Below are 16,679 nucleotides of genomic sequence, written 5' to 3' on the forward strand. Positions count from 1 at the left end.
CGTGACGGAGGAGTTTGATACAACGAAGCCAATTTATATACAAATAATGGAAAAAATAAATAAAAAGATTGTACGAAACGAATGGAAGGCGGGAGATAAATTGCCGTCTGTGCGGGAGATGGCTGTACAAACAGGAGTAAACCCGAATACGATCCAGCGCACATATAGTGAGCTCGAAAGGATGGGGATTGTGGAAACGCGGCGCGGTCAAGGAACGTTTGTCACGGAAAATGTGGAAGTCATCGAACGGTTGCGTGAACAGCTAAAGCGGGATATTGTGGCTGATTTTATACGGAACATGACAGAGATTGGATTTACGATGAATGACATTATAGCTTCGCTAAAAGATTTCAGCAGGGGAGAGGATGGAGAGAAACAATGATTGAATTCGAGCATGTCACAAAAAAATACGGTAATGTCATCGCATTAGATGATGTATCGCTAAGTTTAGAAAAAGGAAAAATCATCGGCGTCCTTGGCGCAAACGGCAGCGGCAAATCGACTTTTTTGAAATTGATTGCCGGATTAGTTTTTCCTACGAAAGGAAAAGTGCTGGTGGATGGAATGGAAGTAACGAGAAACATCACCAGCAAAGTCGCGTATTTATCGGAATTGGACGTCTATTATGACAGCTTTACGGTTCAGGATATGCTGGAGTTTTACGCTTCGCAATTTAGCGATTTCCGCACAGAAAAAGCGTATGACATTTTAGAGTTCATGGAAATCCAGCCTGATAAAAAATTAAGACAGCTGTCCAAAGGTGGACGCGGCCGCGCGAAAATCGCTTTTACGTTAGCGCGGGAAGCGCCGATTTTATTGATGGATGAACCGCTGTCCGGCCTTGATCCGATGGTGCGCGAATCCATTGTCAAAGGACTGATTTCATTTGTCGATCTAGAACGGCAGACGATTGTGATGACGACGCATAAAATCGATGAAGTCGAACCATTGCTGGATGAGGCGATTTTCCTCCGTGATGGAAAAGTGGCGGAGTGCGTCCGCGTCGATGAATTAAGAGAAACAAGCCGCGACAGTGTAGTAAACCGGCTGAAAAAAATTTATAAGGGAGAGGAACGACGATGAATCCGCTTTTGCAATTGAAAAATGTCAGAAAAGATATTGGCAAGAAAACGATTATCCATGATTTGTCGCTCGAGGTATTTCCAGGGGAAGTGTTTGGATTTCTTGGGCCGAACGGCGCCGGAAAAACAACAACGATTCGCATGATTGTCGGACTGATGGGAATTACCAGCGGCGATGTGCTGATTAATGGAATCAGTATTCAAAAAGACTTTGAAAAAGCGATCCAGCATGTCGGCGCTATTGTCGAAAATCCGGAGATGTATAAATTTTTAACCGGATACCAAAATCTGCTACATTATGCGCGCATGACAAAAGGGGTCACCAAAGAGCGCATCAACGAGGTTGTCAAGCTAGTCGGCTTGGAAAAACGAATTCATGACAAAGTGAAGACATATTCGCTCGGCATGAGGCAGCGGCTAGGACTGGCGCAGGCATTGCTTCATCGGCCTTCTTTGCTTATTTTGGATGAACCGACAAACGGGCTCGATCCCGCCGGCATCCGCGAAATCCGCGACTACTTGCGCAAGCTGGCGAAAGAAGAAGGGCTGGGGATCATCGTTTCAAGCCATCTTCTGTCGGAAATGGAAATGATGTGCGACCGCTTTGCGATTATTCAACATGGAAGATTAGTAGGAATTGAATCGGTTCAAGAGCTGTCCAAACAAGCTCAAAAGGTGCTGCTTACCGTAGAGCCGGCGGAACAAGCGCTAACCGTAATCAAAAACATCTATCCTCATATGAACATCACACCGGTGAAGCAAGGAATCGAAGTTTCTCTCGATTACGAGGAAATACCAAGCTTGAATGCCGCCTTAGTATCAGAAAATATCAAAGTATATGGCATTCAAGTTCTTACGAAATCGTTGGAAGAAAGATTTTTAGAAATAACGGGAGGGAATGAAATTGCCTAGCATTCTTTCATTAATTCAAAACGAAAATATGAAAATTTACCGCAGGATTGGCACATGGTTTATGATCGGGCTTCTTGCCTTGTCGACATTGGCGGGAGCGTTGATTATAAAAGCGACATATAAAGAACCGAAAAATTGGAAGGCGGAGGTTGCCTCGGAGATAAAGGAAATGGAAGCCCAGCTTTCTGAGGAAAAGGTGCCGAAAATGTATAAAAATCATCTCGAACAGCAGCTGAAAATTAATGAATATCGCCTAGAGCATAATATAAAACCTGTATCATCTAATACGTTCTGGGGGTATTTAGTGAATTCGGCCGATATTATTGCGCTGATCACGCTGTTTACGATTATTGTGGCGGCAGGAAGCGTGGCCAGTGAATTTTCGTGGGGAACGATCAAACTGCTTCTTATTCGTCCCGCCAGCCGCACGAAAATTTTGCTTGCGAAATACATCGCCGCCCTGTTGTTTGCGCTTTGTATGCTTTTATTGCTGTTTATTTTCTCGTCCGTCATCGCCGCGGTCGTTTTCGGAATCGAAAACATCCGCGAACCATATTTAGCGTACCAAAACGGAGCGGTTGTTGAGAAAAACATGCTTCTCTATGTGATGCAAGTATACGCACTTAATTGCGTTGATCTTGTCATGATGACGACCTTTGCGTTTATGATATCCGCGGTGTTTCGCAATCACTCGCTTGCGATTGGACTGGCGACTTTTGCTCTGTTTGTTGGTCCGCAGATTACGGTGTTTCTTGCCATGAAATTTGAATGGGCAAAATATTTATTATTTGCCAATACAAACTTAGCGCAATATATTGATGGAACGCCGCTTGTCGAAGGAATGACGATGACATTTTCCATTATGATGCTGCTTGTTTACTTTGTTATATTTAACGCACTTACATGGTTTATTTTCCGAAAACGCGATATTGCAGCGTAATCGGTCCTATTCGTTTCTGGAAACGATCCTATCTTGGCCTTTGTTTTTTATCGTGGTGTGTGGCTTCCAAGGAGATACATTTTTATTTTGTAAAATGAAAAGGAGCGTGCGGAGGTACTTTCGAATGGGAAATCTTCTTGTAGAGTCCCCAGGATGCAAACGGAAACTTCCCAGTAAAAATTTAGAGCCTTGCGACCGATATCACGCATCTGGTGAGTGCTGGCAGCTTTACGGAGAATTAACCGTATATAACATGTCAAAAAATGATCCTGACTTCATCCATCAACTAGCCGTCGACGCCTACGGCGCGCAACATTCAGGAGGAGTGACGCGCAGCATCACAACAGCATTTGCGCTTGTCGGCTTATATTTATCCGTTGAATGCGGATACACAGGAAAACAAGTCCAGAAAGCACACATGAAATTGGCCAAGCGGCGGCACGATTGGCCTCGCTTCGAACCACCTCATCAAACATATTCGCTGACGGTATTCGATGTGTTGCGTGCGGAACCAGGCAAGAAAAGAGACGAGATGCTTAAAGCTTGGGCAGAAGAGGTCTGGAAGAGCTGGGAACACTACCATGATTGGGTCAGAACGATCTGCCATCAATGGCTCCATAGGTGAAGCTTATTTGCATTTACGGCATTATCGGAACAGTCACATGGCTGCGGTTTGCTATAACGGGATTAAGCGTTTCAATGTTATTACAGGAGGAAAGTCGATTTTTATTATTAATATTCAACATCAAGATTATTATGAATCAGATTATGATGTGGATGAATAAATTGATTTCCATAAAAATTTGAAGTAACAAGCTAACTGGATGCAAGAGCGAAACAAAAGGAGTTGTTGTGAGGCCCCCCTTCTTACTATACAAACGGAGCAGGTTAGTTGAAGAAGTTGTAAATATTTAACATAAATTTTAATCGTTATTGCTTGATATAAACCGAAAATTAGTCAAATTAGGAACTTATATTTGTTAGGAAGTGAAGCGTGAAGATGAAAAAGATGGGAATAGTTGTTTTGTTAATTCTTGTGGGTTGTATTGGTTCGATAGTTACATGGTATAAATATTCTACAGCTAGTGAAAAAAGTTATCATATCAATGAGCAAAAAATCGTTGAGGCGATTAAGATTAGCTCTTTAAAGGTTGATACCAATTCAATTAACACACATGTCATTGTTCAAAACAATAAGGAAAATATTAAATTGTATCTAACTGGGGAAGTTGGAAATAAAAAAGATATACATTTTTCTTCTAAATTAGATCATGGGAGATTAAAAGTAGAAGCAAAATATAAAGATTCTTTTAAAATTTCGGGAAATCGATCTGAGCTAGAACTTAAAATATTTGTACCTATTCAATTGGCTAACTTGATAGTTAGTTCTCTATCTGGGGATATTAAGATAAAAGATATTAATTGCCGATCTATAGATATTCATACAAAATCAGGGACGATTAACATGAGTGGCACCACAGCAAAAAATGATTTATTACTTAAAACATCTTCTGGAGATATTGTTATAGATAAAAGTATTGCCGGAAATAGTAAGATGAAAACTAGTTCAGGTGATATGATGATATCAAATGTGAATACACAAATGCTATATGTAGAGAGTAGTTCTGGAGATATAAATATCAATAGCGAAAAAATTAAGAACTCCATAAATATACAAACAAATAGTGGAGACATATATTTAAATTCTAAGGAGAAACCTGATGATATTAAATTAGACTTCTCTAGCCATACTGGCGAAGTGTCTTTTATAAATATAGACAATTTTAAATACACGATCCAAAAAGAAAACCATGTTCAAGGAATGGTAGGTTCTGGCCGTACAAGCGTTAAAATTATATCGGAATCAGGAAATTTTAACTTTTCATCATCTAAATAAACCTTTGGCGCTCGTTGAACTTTATTGTTCAACGAGCGCCAAGGACAAAAACTTATAAGCCAATAAAATACTGTTACTGTCTCATGCAGTTTCAAAACCTTCGACACTGTTAGCACGGATCGAAGTGAGATGAAATACATGCACAAGGACCGAAAAGGTGGTTTCCTCGATTTTACGCTTTTGACGCATCCATTGTTCTATTACTTTAAACTTACGGGAGTGGATAGGCCCGAATTGTGGTGCGCATCATGACAGGGACATAAATGCAGCCAGAAACATCTTGCAAGAAGGTATAAGACTTTTCACCGCTAGACCGGCGGATTGAGCTTGATCCATTTCTCTTCGGTAGAAGGGATTACCTTTAGGCATGGGGAGTGGTCAAGAATTCGATTGAAGAAGCAAAACAAAAACTTCGTACACTTCGTTCCAATGCTTCTATTCGGATTGGAAAAATATAGAATTAACTTCAACGGTTAAGTCAGAAAAAACGAACGACGTTAACTGTTGCCCAAATGCCTCTCTTTTTTGAAAAACCCGTCTTCGAACCAAAATACTCCTTCATTATAATATCATTCTTTCTTCGAAAAAAAAGAAAATCTCTCAGTTGACTTTTTTTCTAGGAGATTGTTACATTGTTTAATAGTTAAATAATTAAACTATTTTCCACAAAGAGGAGTGATATCTTGCGGTATAGAAACATTCATGATTTAGTAGAACGATATTTATCTGTTTCCTTTATCGTGATGAAAAAAGCAGCGGCGCTCGTGAAGTGCGAGCTTGATGAGGATATGACAAACGACCAATATTACCTGCTTCGCTACATAAAAAAGAAAGCAAAATGCACATCAACCGAACTTGCGTCCATGTTTGGAGTAAACAAAAGCGCGATTACGGCGATGACGAACCGCCTTGTCAAAAAAGGTTTGATTCAGCGCATGCGCGATCAAAATGACCGCAGGGTTGTTTATTTGACGCTGACGGAACGAGGGAATGAATGGATTACGGAAACGGAAGAAAAAATTCATAAATTAGTCGAGTCGTTCATAACCAAATTTTCGGAGAGGGAAATTGAAATGTTTATTCAAACGTATGAAAAGCTTGCATGCATTTTGCAAGAGATGGAGGGAACATCGTGAGAGGAATCGTCAAAGGAAAGTGGTTCGTACTGTTGGCGTGGATTGTCGCAGCTGCCGTCCTTATTGTGACGGCGCCGAACATGGCCGATCTTGTCCGCGAGAAAGGGCAGCTTAACGTGCCAAAAGGCTACTCGTCTTCGCTTGCGATGGATATTTTAAACGAAGTGCAAAAGAAGGAGAACAAAGGAAGCGAACTGTCAACAGCACTTGTGTTTTACCGCAAAGGAGGGCTGACGGCCAGCGATTGGAAGGAAGCGGAGCGCGCCGTTAAACAGTTGGAAGCGCAAAAAGAGAAACTCGGAATTACCGAGATTATCTCCCCGTTTAAAGAAAAGGAATTGAAAGATCAACTTGTTTCTAAAGATGGCACGACGATTTTAACGTCCGTGAAGCTGGAGCGGAACGGAAGAAGCGCGAAAGAAATAAGCAAGGCGCTTTACAAAGCGATTGATGACATTTCTGTCGAACATTATTACACGGGTGGCTGGATGATTGACGAAGACGTTGTCGTCAGCTCGCAGAAAGGGTTGAAAAAGACGGAAGGCATTACGGTTGTGTTTATTTTAGTGGTGTTGCTTGTCGTGTTCCGTTCGTTTGTCGCGCCACTCATTCCGCTTGTCACCGTCGGGATGACGTATTTAGTGTCGCAGTCGATTGTCGCTTTTCTCGTGGATCATGTAAATTTTCCGCTCTCTACGTTTACGCAAATCTTTTTAGTTGCCGTGCTGTTTGGAATCGGAACGGACTATTGTATTTTGCTGTTAAGCCGGTTTAAGGAAGAACTTTCGCAGCACGAAAACCGCACGGATGCGATTGTCGCCACGTACCGCACCGCTGGAAAAACGGTATTGTTCAGCGGAATTGCAGTGATGATCGGGTTTGCCGCAATTGGATTATCAACGTTTAAGTTGTATCAATCAGCTGCTGCGGTGGCGGTTGGGGTAGCGGTGCTCCTTGTTGCGCTGATGACGTTGGTGCCGTTTTTTATGGCGGTGCTTGGTCCAAATCTGTTTTGGCCGGCGAAAGGAAATTTAGAGCATAAACAAAGCCGCTTATGGGATGCCGCGGGACGGTTTGCGTTTGCCAGACCGCTCATTGCGTTAGGCATCGTTGCGGTTATTACCGTTCCGGTGTTGGCAACGTATGATGGGGATTTGTCATTTGATTCCCTTGAAGAAATTGGTGACGACTATGCGTCTGTTAAAGCGTTCAATATTATCGCTAAAAATTTTAATCCTGGTGAAGCGATGCCAACGCAAATCGTCATGAAAAACGATGAAGCGATGAACTCGCAAGAATATTTTGCCCTTATTGAAAAAATCAGCCGTGAAGTCGAAAAAATCGATGGTATCGACAAAGTGCGTTCTGTTACACGCCCGACTGGGGAGCCAATTGAACAATTGTTTGTCACCGAGCAAGCGAAAAGCTTAAAAGATGGTCTTGGACAAGGAAAAGAAGGGATTGAGAAAATCAGCTCTGGACTAAGTCAAGCGAGCAAACAGCTTTCCGCATCCGCGCCAAAATTAAAACAAGCGACAAACGGTATGGAAGAGCTTGCATCAGGAACGAAGCGGCTCAAAATGGGTGTTAGCGACCTCCAAAAAGGACTTGCGCAAATTGAACAAGGCATTCGCAGCGGTTCGATGGGAGCTGGCGAAATCAAAAAAGGATTGGCAACAATCAAGGATAATGCGAAAAAGTTAAAGCGAGGCGCTGAACAGTTGCTGCAAGGATATGAAAAGGCGGGCGCCGGCCTCTCTTCGCTTATCAGCCAGTATGAACAACTGCAAGACGGCATGAACGCCTTATCGGAGCAATTATCCTCGGTGAGCGCATCGTTGAATCATATAGAGCAAACACATCCAGAGCTGCAACAGGATCCGGAATATCAGCGAACAAAAATGATTGCAGCGGGATTAGCGCAACGATCCCAGCAAATGACTGCAGGTTTTACGCAATTAAATACCGCACTCAAACAGGCAAGCGCTGGAGTCCGTCAAGCGAACGGCTCGTTTGTGCAGCTTATCAGCGGCCAAAAAGCGTTGATTGATGGGATGACCAAACTGATCGCCGGGCTTGACGAGCTGCAAAAAGGGATGGATAAAGCAGCAAATGGACAGCGTCAAGTAATCGGGCGTCTTCCGCAGCTGTCGAATGGATTAAGCGAAGTGAACGCTGGGCAAGAACAGCTGCTGCGAGGATTTTCCCAATTAGACGGGCAAATGAGTCAATTAATTACAGGGCTTGATCAAAGTGCCGACGGTCTTCGGAAAGTATCGAAAGGCCTAGGTTCCGCAGAAAGCTATTTATCCGAGCTTGCGTCTTCGCCAAACAAAGAAATGACAGGCTGGTATTTGCCGAAACAAGTGCTTGAGAGCAAAGAATTTGCCAAAGCGCAAGATGCGTATATGTCCAAAGACAAAAAAGTCGTGACGTTTGATGTGATTTTCGATGAAAACCCGTATTCCACATCGGCGTTGAACAAAATCGATGATATTAAACAAGCAGTTGAGCGTGCGGTGAAAGATACGAAACTCGAAAATGCAAAAGTTGCCGTTGGCGGAGTGACGAGCATTTATTCCGATTTGCACACGATTTCGTCGAATGACTACTCCCGCACCGTTGTGTTGATGCTTGCCGGCATTGCGCTTATTTTAATCGTTTTGCTTCGTTCGTTGATTATGCCGATGTATTTAATTTTATCGCTTATTTTGACGTACTACACATCGATGGCGGTAACCGAGCTTATTTTTGTCAATGGGCTTGGCTACGCCGGTTTGAACTGGGCGGTATCGTTTTTCGCGTTTGTCATCTTAATCGCGCTTGGCATCGACTACAGCATTTTCTTGATGGACCGCTTCAACGAATATCGTGACAAACCGGTGCAGGAAGCGATGCTGTTGGCGATGCGCAATATGGGAACGGTTATTATTTCGGCCGCTGTTATTTTAGGCGGGACGTTTGCGGCGATGTATCCGTCCGGCGTCTTGTCGCTCTTGCAAATCGCGACGATTGTGCTGACTGGATTAATTTTATACGCGCTTGTTGTACTGCCGCTGTTCGTGCCGGTGATGGTTAAAACATTTGGCAAGGCAAACTGGTGGCCGTTTATGAAGTAAAGGCGGGATCTGGCAAGGATCCCGATTTTTTTGAGCATATTTATTGGTGCTTTTGTGAAAGGTAATCTATGATAAAAGTACGAATTCGATAAAAGGAGGAATAACCAATGAGCAAGCGTGTGCTGATGGTGGTTACCAACCATACAACGATTACCGACGATCATAAAACGGGGCTTTGGCTTGAGGAATTCGCCGTTCCATATCTTGTCTTTAAAGAAAAAGGATATGACGTGAAAGTGGCAAGCATCCAAGGCGGGGAAGTGCCGCTTGATCCGCGCAGCATTGAAGAAAAAGATCCAGCTTGGGCAGAAGCTGAAAAAGAGTTGAAAAATACGGCCCGCTTAAGCGAAGACGATGCAACTGGATTTGATGCGATTTTCCTTCCTGGCGGTCATGGGACGATGTTCGATTTTCCAGATAATGAAACATTGCAATACGTCCTGCAGCAATTTGCCGAAGATGGAAGAATCATTGGCGCTGTGTGTCACGGTCCGTCCGGGCTTGTCAATGTAACATATAAAGACGGAACACCGCTTGTCAAAGGAAAAACGGTAACCGCATTTACAGATGAAGAAGAAAGAGAAGTGCAATTAGACCAATATATGCCGTTTTTGCTTGAATCAACGTTGCGCTTAAGAGGCGCCAATTTTGTTCACGGTGAAAAATGGACGGACTTCTCCGTACGTGACGGCAATTTAATTACAGGGCAAAACCCGCAATCAAGCAGAAGCACGGCGGAAAAGGTTGTTGAGGCGCTGGAGGAGAGAAGCAAGTAAAGATGATAACCGGCAGCGGGAGCTAAACTTACTCGTCTATGTATGAACAAAGAGAGGCTGACTCAAAAGGTCGTTAATAACGATCTTTTCGAGCCATCCTCTTTTTATGTTTACTTTTTAGCAATCCGCGCTGCTTTTTCGGTATTAGCAAAATGAAGCTTCGCGCACGTTTCGAGAATGGCAGGCCCATGCGTTTGGATAAGATTGGCGGCGGCCTGATCGACTTGCGCTCCCGCTCCTTTTGGCAATGTCATGCCCACTTCTTTGCTTAATCGCTCCATTTCCTGCAAAAATACGTAGCGGGCGATTATCGAAGCAGCGGCCACTGCAACATGAACCGTTTCTGCCTTCGGGTAGCAATACACATGATCGCGGACGACATTTGTTTCGTTTTCGAGGTAGCGAAAATATAAGTCCCGTTCAATAAATTGGTCAATAATAATCGCTTCCGGTTCTATAGGGGAAAGCTGTTTGACAAGCTTTCCAATCGCTTCATTATGCAGCAACGCTTTTATTTTCGTTTGCGGCATTCCGCTTCGTTGCCAATCATTATACATTGGATTGGACAGTATAACCGTTTGGTTCGGGATCATGTTCATAAGCGACGGGGCGAGCCGTCGGATGGCTTCATCCGTCAACAGTTTCGAATCTTTTATTCCCATTGCTGTGATCGCATCCATTTGGTCTTTGGCAACATATGCGGCGGCAACGACAACTGGTCCGAAATAATCTCCGGTTCCGACTTCATCGGAGCCGATTGCCGATGCGGCAGCCAAGGGGGGCTGGGAGACTGGCGCTTCCTTTTGATCCGATTCTTTCATCCATTTTGCCGCTTCTTGTTCTGCCTCTTTTCCTTGAAACAGCACTTTTCCCGTGCGGTAAGCGGTAATCGTGCAGCCGGACCGTTTGGCAACGAACAAAGCACCTGCAGGAAGGTGTCCGGTTATATCGGAAGCGTAATGATTCCGCATTTCTTCAAGCATCGTCGCTGTTGCCGTGATGACGTGATTTGTCATGGCCATTCACTCCTAATCACTATCGTTTTTTCTTTTGCATATCATAGTAGTCGTATCTTTTCATTATATCAGCATTCATGTTATGATAAACAATAGGATTTTGAGGAATGGGGGAAATCATTTGGCGGAGCAACAAAAAACGCGGGTGACAGTCGATATATACGGACAGCAATATACGATCGTTGGCACAGAAAGCTCAAGCCATATTCGTTTAGTGGCATCCATTGTCGACGATAAAATGCGGGAGATTAGCGAGAAAAATCCGACATTGGATATTAGTAAACTAGCGGTACTGACAGCCATTAACATCGTTCATGATTATATAAAATTAAAAGAAGAATATGATCGGCTTTTACAAAAACTACATAAAGAAAAGGATGAGTAACGGAATGGTCGATCTTCTTTTGCTCTTTATCCTTTTAATGGGGTTTATGATTGGTCTAAAACGGGGATTTATTTTGCAATTTATTCATATGGCCGGCTTTATCATCGCTTTTGTCGTCGCTTATCTTTATTATGAAAAATTAGTGCCTCCGCTGCGTCTGTGGATTCCGTATCCGACGTTCGGCGATCCGGAGACGGCCAAACTGCTGTTTGAAAGCACGCATTTGGATGAAGCATACTATCGAGCGATCGCATTTGCGATTTTATTCTTCGCAACGAAAATTGTGCTGCAAATCATCGGTTCGATGCTTGATTTTGTGGCGCAATTGCCGATTCTTCGCAGCATTAACCGCTGGGCTGGCGGAGCGTTGGGATTTATCGAAGTGTACTTAATCGTATTTTTACTTTTATACGTTGGTGCGCTTATCCCAATTGAAAGCATACAAACGAAGCTTCAACATTCTTTTATGGCAACAGTGATTGTGAAGCACACTCCGTTTTTGTCTGATATGTTGAAGCAAATGTGGATTCATTATATGGCATAGTAACTTCTCTATATTCATAGGGAAGTTTTTTTGTACTTTTTCATAAAAAACTTGTATTATGTTTCGTAGTGGGTTGTACGGATAGGTGGGGATAAAATGAAAGGAAATAAAAAAGATGTCATTCGTCTGTTGGAGACGATTGCGCTATATATGGAAATCAAAGGAGAAAATCCGTTTAAAATTGCGGCGTTTCGCAAAGCGGCAAGCGCATTGGAAACCGATGAACGAAGCATTGCGGAAATAGACGATTTCACCGCGATTCCCGGCATCGGAAAGGGGACGGCAAGCGTCATTCATGAATTTTTGGAAACAGGAACGTCCAGCGTTCTTGAACAATTGAAACAGGAAATTCCAGAGAGCTTGCTTACCCTGCTTCGGCTTCCCGGACTTGGCGGCAAGAAAATCGCAAAGCTATATCAAGAACTGGGCATTGTGGATATTGCTTCATTAAAAGAAGCTTGTCTCGAGCAGAAAATACAGCAGCTTCCAGGCTTCGGAAAGAAAACAGAAGAAAAGCTTTTAGCCGCCATTGAAGAAATCGGTTCTCGCCCGGAACGGCTTTCGTTAGCCTTTGTGCTGCCGATTGCCGAGGAAATAGAAAATCAGCTTAAAAATATGGAAGGAATCGTTCGTTTTTCTCGTGCCGGCAGTTTGCGGCGAATGAAGGAAACAGTGAAAGATTTAGATTTCATTATCGCAACGAACGATCCGCATCTTGTGCGGGAACAGTTATTGAAGCTAGCGAATGTCTCAGATGTGATTGCAAACGGTGATACGAAAGTGTCCCTACAGCTTCGCTATGAGTATGAAATTGCTGTTGATTTTCGTTTAGTGACACCGGAGCAGTTCGCCACGACACTCCATCATTTTACGGGATCGAAAGAACATAATGTTCGCATGCGGCAGCTGGCAAAAGAGCGCGGTGAAAAAATTAGTGAGTATGGAGTAGAAAATGTGAAAACGGGAGAAGTGAAAACATTTTCTGATGAACAAGCGTTTTTTGCCCATTTTCAGTTGTCGTTTATTCCGCCGGAACTAAGGGAAGATGGGACAGAAGTCGACCGCTATCGCGACGACTATCCACTTCTTTGTCTTTCCCACATTCAAGGAGATTTGCATATGCACTCTACTTGGAGCGACGGAGCGTGCTCGATTGAGGAAATGGCGGAAGCATGCCGGAAAAAAGGCTACCGCTATATGGCGATTACCGACCATTCTCAATATTTAAAGGTCGCCAACGGGCTGACGGTCGAACGGTTAAAGCGGCAGCGCGAAGAAATTGAACGGTTAAACGCGAAATATGATGATTTTACGATTTTGGCTGGCATAGAAATGGATATTTTGCCAGATGGAACACTTGATTACGATGATGACGTTCTCGAAGAACTTGACTTTGTCATCGCCGCGATTCATTCAAGTTTTTCCCAGCCGCGTGACGTGATTATGAAGCGTCTTACTGCTGCGCTTCGCAATCGTCATGTTGATTTGATCGCTCATCCGACAGGGCGGTTAATCGGAAAGCGAGACGGATATGACGTAGATATAGACATGCTTATCGAATTGGCGCGGGAAACGAATACGGCGCTTGAGTTAAATGCGAATCCGAACCGTCTCGATTTATCATATTCCTATTTGAAAAAAGCGCAAGATGCTGGAGTAAAAATCGCGATTAATACAGATGCCCACCATTTGGACATGCTTGACCATATGGAAATAGGGGTCATAACCGCACGAAAAGGATGGATTCGCAAGGAAATGGTGATCAATACATGGTCTCTTGAAGAGTTGCGCAGCTTTTTGCTGCGCAATCGATAAACGTATTCGGAATCGAATTGGTTGACAATTTTCAGATGGAGGTTTTTCATCCGTGCATACAAGAGTGCTTCACGTATTAGAATTTGATAAAGTAAAAGAGCAGTTATTAGAACATGTATCTTCGTCATTAGGAAAAGAAAAGGTAGAAAAACTATTTCCTTCTTCGCATTTTGACGAGGTCACAAACTGGCAAGAAGAAACAGACGAGGCGGTAGCTGCGCTTCGTCTGCGCGGGCACGTTCCGCTCGGCGGCATTTTTGACATCCGCGCAAGCCTCAAGCGTGCGAAAATCGGCGGAACGCTTAGTCCGCATGAGCTTCTAGATATTGCGAGCACCATTTCTGCAAGCCGGCAATTGAAGCAGTTTATTGAATCTCTGCATGAAGAGAAAGAAGAGTTTCCTCATTTGGCAGGCTATGCGGAAAAACTTGCTGCGCTTCCGGAAGTGCAGCAGGCCATTGAACGCTGTATTGATGATCATGGTGAAGTGATGGATCATGCGAGCGAACGGCTGCGTTCTATCCGCCAGCAGCTTCGAACAACTGAGGCGCGAGTGCGCGAAAAATTAGAGAATATCATTCGTTCGCAGTCGGCGCAAAAAATGTTATCTGATGCGATTATTACGATTCGCAACGACCGCTACGTCATTCCAGTAAAACAGGAGTATCGCGGTGCTTACGGCGGCATTGTCCATGATCAATCGGCTTCGGGAGCAACATTGTTTATTGAACCGCAAGCAGTGGTAGAATTAAATAACCAGCTCCAAGAAGCGCGTGTCAAAGAGAAACGAGAAATTGAGCGGATTTTAACGGAGTTGACAGGCATTGTAGCCGAACACGCGGAAGCATTGCTCGAAAATGTCGACATATTGGCACAGCTCGATTTTATTTTCGCTAAAGCAAAATATGCCAATAAATTGAAAGCGACAAAGCCCGCGATGAATGATCGCGGCTATATCCGGTTATTACAGGCGCGCCATCCGCTCATTGACCAAGACGTTGTTGTTCCGAATGACATTGAGCTTGGCAAAGACTATACAACGATCGTTATTACCGGTCCAAACACCGGTGGGAAAACAGTCACATTAAAAACGATCGGATTATTGACATTGATGGCGCAAGCAGGCTTATTTATTCCTGCGCTCGATGGTTCTGAATTAGCAGTATTCCGTTCCGTCTATGCGGATATCGGGGATGAGCAATCGATTGAACAAAGTTTAAGCACGTTTTCTTCTCATATGGTCAATATCGTTGATATTTTACGCAACGTTGATCATGAAAGTCTCGTTTTATTCGATGAATTAGGTGCGGGAACCGATCCGCAAGAAGGCGCGGCATTGGCAATCGCCATTTTAGATGAAGTGCACGGGCGCGGAGCACGTACGGTGGCGACCACCCATTATCCAGAGTTAAAAGCATACGGATACAATCGTGACGGCGTGATCAATGCGAGTGTCGAATTTGACACCGAAACGCTTCGTCCGACGTATAAGTTATTGATTGGCATCCCGGGGCGAAGCAATGCCTTTGAAATATCGCAGCGGCTTGGACTCGATGAGCGCATTATCGAACGGGCAAAATCGCATATTAGCGCAGAAAGCAACAAAGTGGAAAATATGATCGCTTCGCTAGAACAAAGCAAGAAGCGGGCGGAAGAGGAAGAGAAAAAAGCAAAAGAAGCGCGCATGGAAGCGGAAAAACTCCGCAGCGATTGGGAGCAAAAATGGGAAGAACTTCATGAAAAACGCGATGAAATAATAGAAGAAGCGAAACGGAAAGCAGCCGACATCGTCCGTGCTTCCCAGCAAGAGGCCGAGCGAATTATTCGCGAACTTCGCCGAATGCAAAAAGAAAAACAATCGGAAATTAAAGAGCATGAACTGATCGAGGCGAAAAAACGCCTACAAGAAGCGATTCCAACATTAGAGAAGAAGAAAAAAGAAAGAAAAAAACAGACGCAGCACGCCTTTCAGCCTGGCGATGAAGTAAAAGTGACAAGTTTAAATCAAAAAGGATATCTTGTGGAAAAGGTTTCTGATGATGAGTGGCAAGTACAGCTCGGCATTTTAAAGATGAAAATCAACGAACGGGATTTAGAATATATCGGCAGTGCGCCGAAAACGGAGACAAAACCGCTCGCTACCGTAAAAGGAAAAGACTATCATGTCGGATTGGAGCTTGACTTGCGCGGGGAACGATACGAAGATGCGATAGTCCGTTTAGAAAAATATATTGATGATGCGCTTTTAGCGGGATATCCTCGCGTTTCGATCATTCACGGAAAAGGGACAGGAGCGCTTCGCAAAGGGGTGCAAGAATTTTTGAAAAAGCATAGAGCTGTAAAAAACTTCCGTTTTGGTGAAGCAAATGAAGGAGGAACAGGGGTAACGATTGTCGAATTGAAATGACGAGGAGAGGACGTGATGAGCTCGTTTTGGGAAAACGAAATCGTAAAGATTGCCGCCAATTTTAGCGTGGCTGTTTTATGCATGGTCGTATTTTTAGCTATATTTGAGCTAGTGACAAAATATAAAAATTGGGAAGAGATTCAAAAAGGAAATGTCGCGGTGGCGATGGCAACAGGCGGGAAAATTTTTGGCATTGCCAATATTTTCCGGTATGCTCTTCGCCATCACGAATCACTGCTGGCGATAATCGGCTGGGGAGTGTATGGCTTTATTTTGCTGCTCGTTGCGTATTTTATTTATGAGTTTCTTACTCCAAAATTTAATATCGACGAAGAGATTGCGAAAGACAATCGGGCAGTTGGGATGATTTCCATGGCTATTTCCATCGGCTTATCGTTTGTCATTGGAGAAGGGATTCGGTAAAGGAGTTAAAAGATGGAGACGTTAGTAAGAATATTGCTTGTTTTATGTGGAATTTTTTTGATCGTTGGCATTGTCTATTTAGCGTCGAAAAATAAAACGATGGAAACATTGGCAAAATTATTGTTTATACTATGCGCGTTTTTTGTTCTTATCGGCGTCATCTATTTGTTTTTTTAGCGCCCTTGCGAAGCAGGGCGTTTTTTTTTGATGTAAAATTCAAAAAAGTG

17 protein-coding genes and 2 pseudogenes are annotated in these 16,679 nt (G+C 43.5%); 17 read left to right on the plus strand and 2 right to left on the minus strand.

Annotated elements, in window-relative coordinates:
• Position 1: 1 nt before the first annotated feature.
• From QSJ37_RS13115 to QSJ37_RS13145, 7 genes are all read left to right on the plus strand, one after another.
• The gene (locus QSJ37_RS13115; RefSeq protein WP_285755537.1) at positions 2-382 is read left to right on the plus strand and encodes a GntR family transcriptional regulator; all 381 of its coding nucleotides are present in this window, start codon (positions 2-4) and stop codon (positions 380-382) included.
• Positions 379-1,083 (plus strand): ABC transporter ATP-binding protein, encoded by a 705-nt coding sequence (locus QSJ37_RS13120; protein WP_285755538.1) that lies wholly within the window; start codon positions 379-381, stop codon positions 1,081-1,083. The genes QSJ37_RS13115 and QSJ37_RS13120 overlap by 4 nt, the downstream gene beginning before the upstream one ends.
• Positions 1,080-1,994, plus strand: coding sequence for an ABC transporter ATP-binding protein (locus tag QSJ37_RS13125; protein WP_285755540.1), 915 nt, complete (start codon positions 1,080-1,082; stop codon positions 1,992-1,994). The genes QSJ37_RS13120 and QSJ37_RS13125 overlap by 4 nt, the downstream gene beginning before the upstream one ends.
• Positions 1,987-2,934 (plus strand): ABC transporter permease, encoded by a 948-nt coding sequence (locus QSJ37_RS13130; protein ID WP_285755541.1) that lies wholly within the window; start codon positions 1,987-1,989, stop codon positions 2,932-2,934. Before QSJ37_RS13125 ends, QSJ37_RS13130 begins: the two co-directional genes overlap by 8 nt.
• 106 nt (positions 2,935-3,040) lie before the next feature.
• Positions 3,041-3,559, plus strand: coding sequence for a DUF5946 family protein (locus QSJ37_RS13135; protein WP_285755543.1), 519 nt, complete (start codon positions 3,041-3,043; stop codon positions 3,557-3,559).
• Positions 3,560-3,566: 7 nt separating this feature from the next.
• On the plus strand, positions 3,567-3,719 hold the full coding sequence (locus tag QSJ37_RS13140; protein ID WP_285755544.1) for a hypothetical protein: 153 nt from the start codon (positions 3,567-3,569) through the stop codon (positions 3,717-3,719).
• A gap of 215 nt (positions 3,720-3,934) precedes the next feature.
• Positions 3,935-4,831, plus strand: coding sequence for a DUF4097 family beta strand repeat-containing protein (locus QSJ37_RS13145; protein ID WP_285756133.1), 897 nt, complete (start codon positions 3,935-3,937; stop codon positions 4,829-4,831).
• Between the two features lie 81 nt (positions 4,832-4,912).
• Here QSJ37_RS13145 and QSJ37_RS13150 read toward each other — a convergent pair.
• Positions 4,913-5,038: pseudogene (locus QSJ37_RS13150) on the minus strand (IS982 family transposase); the annotation flags it as partial.
• On the opposite strand from QSJ37_RS13150, the pseudogene QSJ37_RS13155 reads away from it, so the two are divergent.
• From QSJ37_RS13155 to QSJ37_RS13170, 4 genes and pseudogenes are all read left to right on the plus strand, one after another.
• Positions 5,037-5,156, plus strand: a pseudogene (locus tag QSJ37_RS13155) (zinc ribbon domain-containing protein); the annotation flags it as partial. The pseudogenes QSJ37_RS13150 and QSJ37_RS13155 overlap by 2 nt on opposite strands.
• 358 nt (positions 5,157-5,514) lie before the next feature.
• The gene (locus QSJ37_RS13160; RefSeq protein WP_285755545.1) at positions 5,515-5,967 is read left to right on the plus strand and encodes a MarR family winged helix-turn-helix transcriptional regulator; all 453 of its coding nucleotides are present in this window, start codon (positions 5,515-5,517) and stop codon (positions 5,965-5,967) included.
• Positions 5,964-9,086 (plus strand): MMPL family transporter, encoded by a 3,123-nt coding sequence (locus QSJ37_RS13165; protein ID WP_285755547.1) that lies wholly within the window; start codon positions 5,964-5,966, stop codon positions 9,084-9,086. The genes QSJ37_RS13160 and QSJ37_RS13165 overlap by 4 nt, the downstream gene beginning before the upstream one ends.
• A gap of 107 nt (positions 9,087-9,193) precedes the next feature.
• Positions 9,194-9,862, plus strand: a complete 669-nt coding sequence (locus QSJ37_RS13170) for a type 1 glutamine amidotransferase domain-containing protein (RefSeq protein ID WP_285755548.1) — start codon at positions 9,194-9,196, stop codon at positions 9,860-9,862.
• Between the two features lie 110 nt (positions 9,863-9,972).
• Here QSJ37_RS13170 and rnhC read toward each other — a convergent pair whose 3' ends face one another.
• Positions 9,973-10,878 (minus strand): ribonuclease HIII, encoded by a 906-nt coding sequence (gene rnhC, locus QSJ37_RS13175; protein ID WP_285755549.1) that lies wholly within the window; start codon positions 10,876-10,878, stop codon positions 9,973-9,975.
• 121 nt (positions 10,879-10,999) lie between these two features.
• Between rnhC and zapA the strand changes: the two genes are divergently transcribed.
• The 6 genes from zapA (at position 11,000) to QSJ37_RS13205 (ending at position 16,629) form a co-directional block, all read left to right on the plus strand.
• Positions 11,000-11,263 (plus strand): cell division protein ZapA, encoded by a 264-nt coding sequence (gene zapA / locus QSJ37_RS13180; RefSeq protein WP_015864740.1) that lies wholly within the window; start codon positions 11,000-11,002, stop codon positions 11,261-11,263.
• Between the two features lie 4 nt (positions 11,264-11,267).
• Positions 11,268-11,807, plus strand: a complete 540-nt coding sequence (locus QSJ37_RS13185; protein WP_285755550.1) for a CvpA family protein — start codon at positions 11,268-11,270, stop codon at positions 11,805-11,807.
• A 96-nt stretch (positions 11,808-11,903) separates the two neighbouring features.
• Positions 11,904-13,622 carry a DNA polymerase/3'-5' exonuclease PolX gene (gene polX / locus QSJ37_RS13190; protein ID WP_285755551.1) on the plus strand — a complete coding sequence of 573 codons (1,719 nt, stop codon included), beginning with the start codon at positions 11,904-11,906 and terminating at the stop codon, positions 13,620-13,622.
• Between the two features lie 52 nt (positions 13,623-13,674).
• On the plus strand, positions 13,675-16,029 hold the full coding sequence (locus QSJ37_RS13195; protein WP_285755552.1) for an endonuclease MutS2: 2,355 nt from the start codon (positions 13,675-13,677) through the stop codon (positions 16,027-16,029).
• Between the two features lie 15 nt (positions 16,030-16,044).
• Positions 16,045-16,452: a DUF350 domain-containing protein gene (locus QSJ37_RS13200; protein ID WP_285755553.1), complete on the plus strand. Its 408-nt coding sequence runs from the start codon at positions 16,045-16,047 to the stop codon at positions 16,450-16,452.
• 12 nt (positions 16,453-16,464) lie between these two features.
• The gene (locus QSJ37_RS13205; protein ID WP_285755554.1) at positions 16,465-16,629 is read left to right on the plus strand and encodes a hypothetical protein; all 165 of its coding nucleotides are present in this window, start codon (positions 16,465-16,467) and stop codon (positions 16,627-16,629) included.
• Positions 16,630-16,679: the final 50 nt, after the last annotated feature.

Source organism: Parageobacillus sp. G301 (assembly GCF_030268025.1).
In the GTDB taxonomy this organism is placed as follows: Bacteria; Bacillota; Bacilli; order Bacillales; family Anoxybacillaceae; genus Parageobacillus_B; species Parageobacillus_B toebii.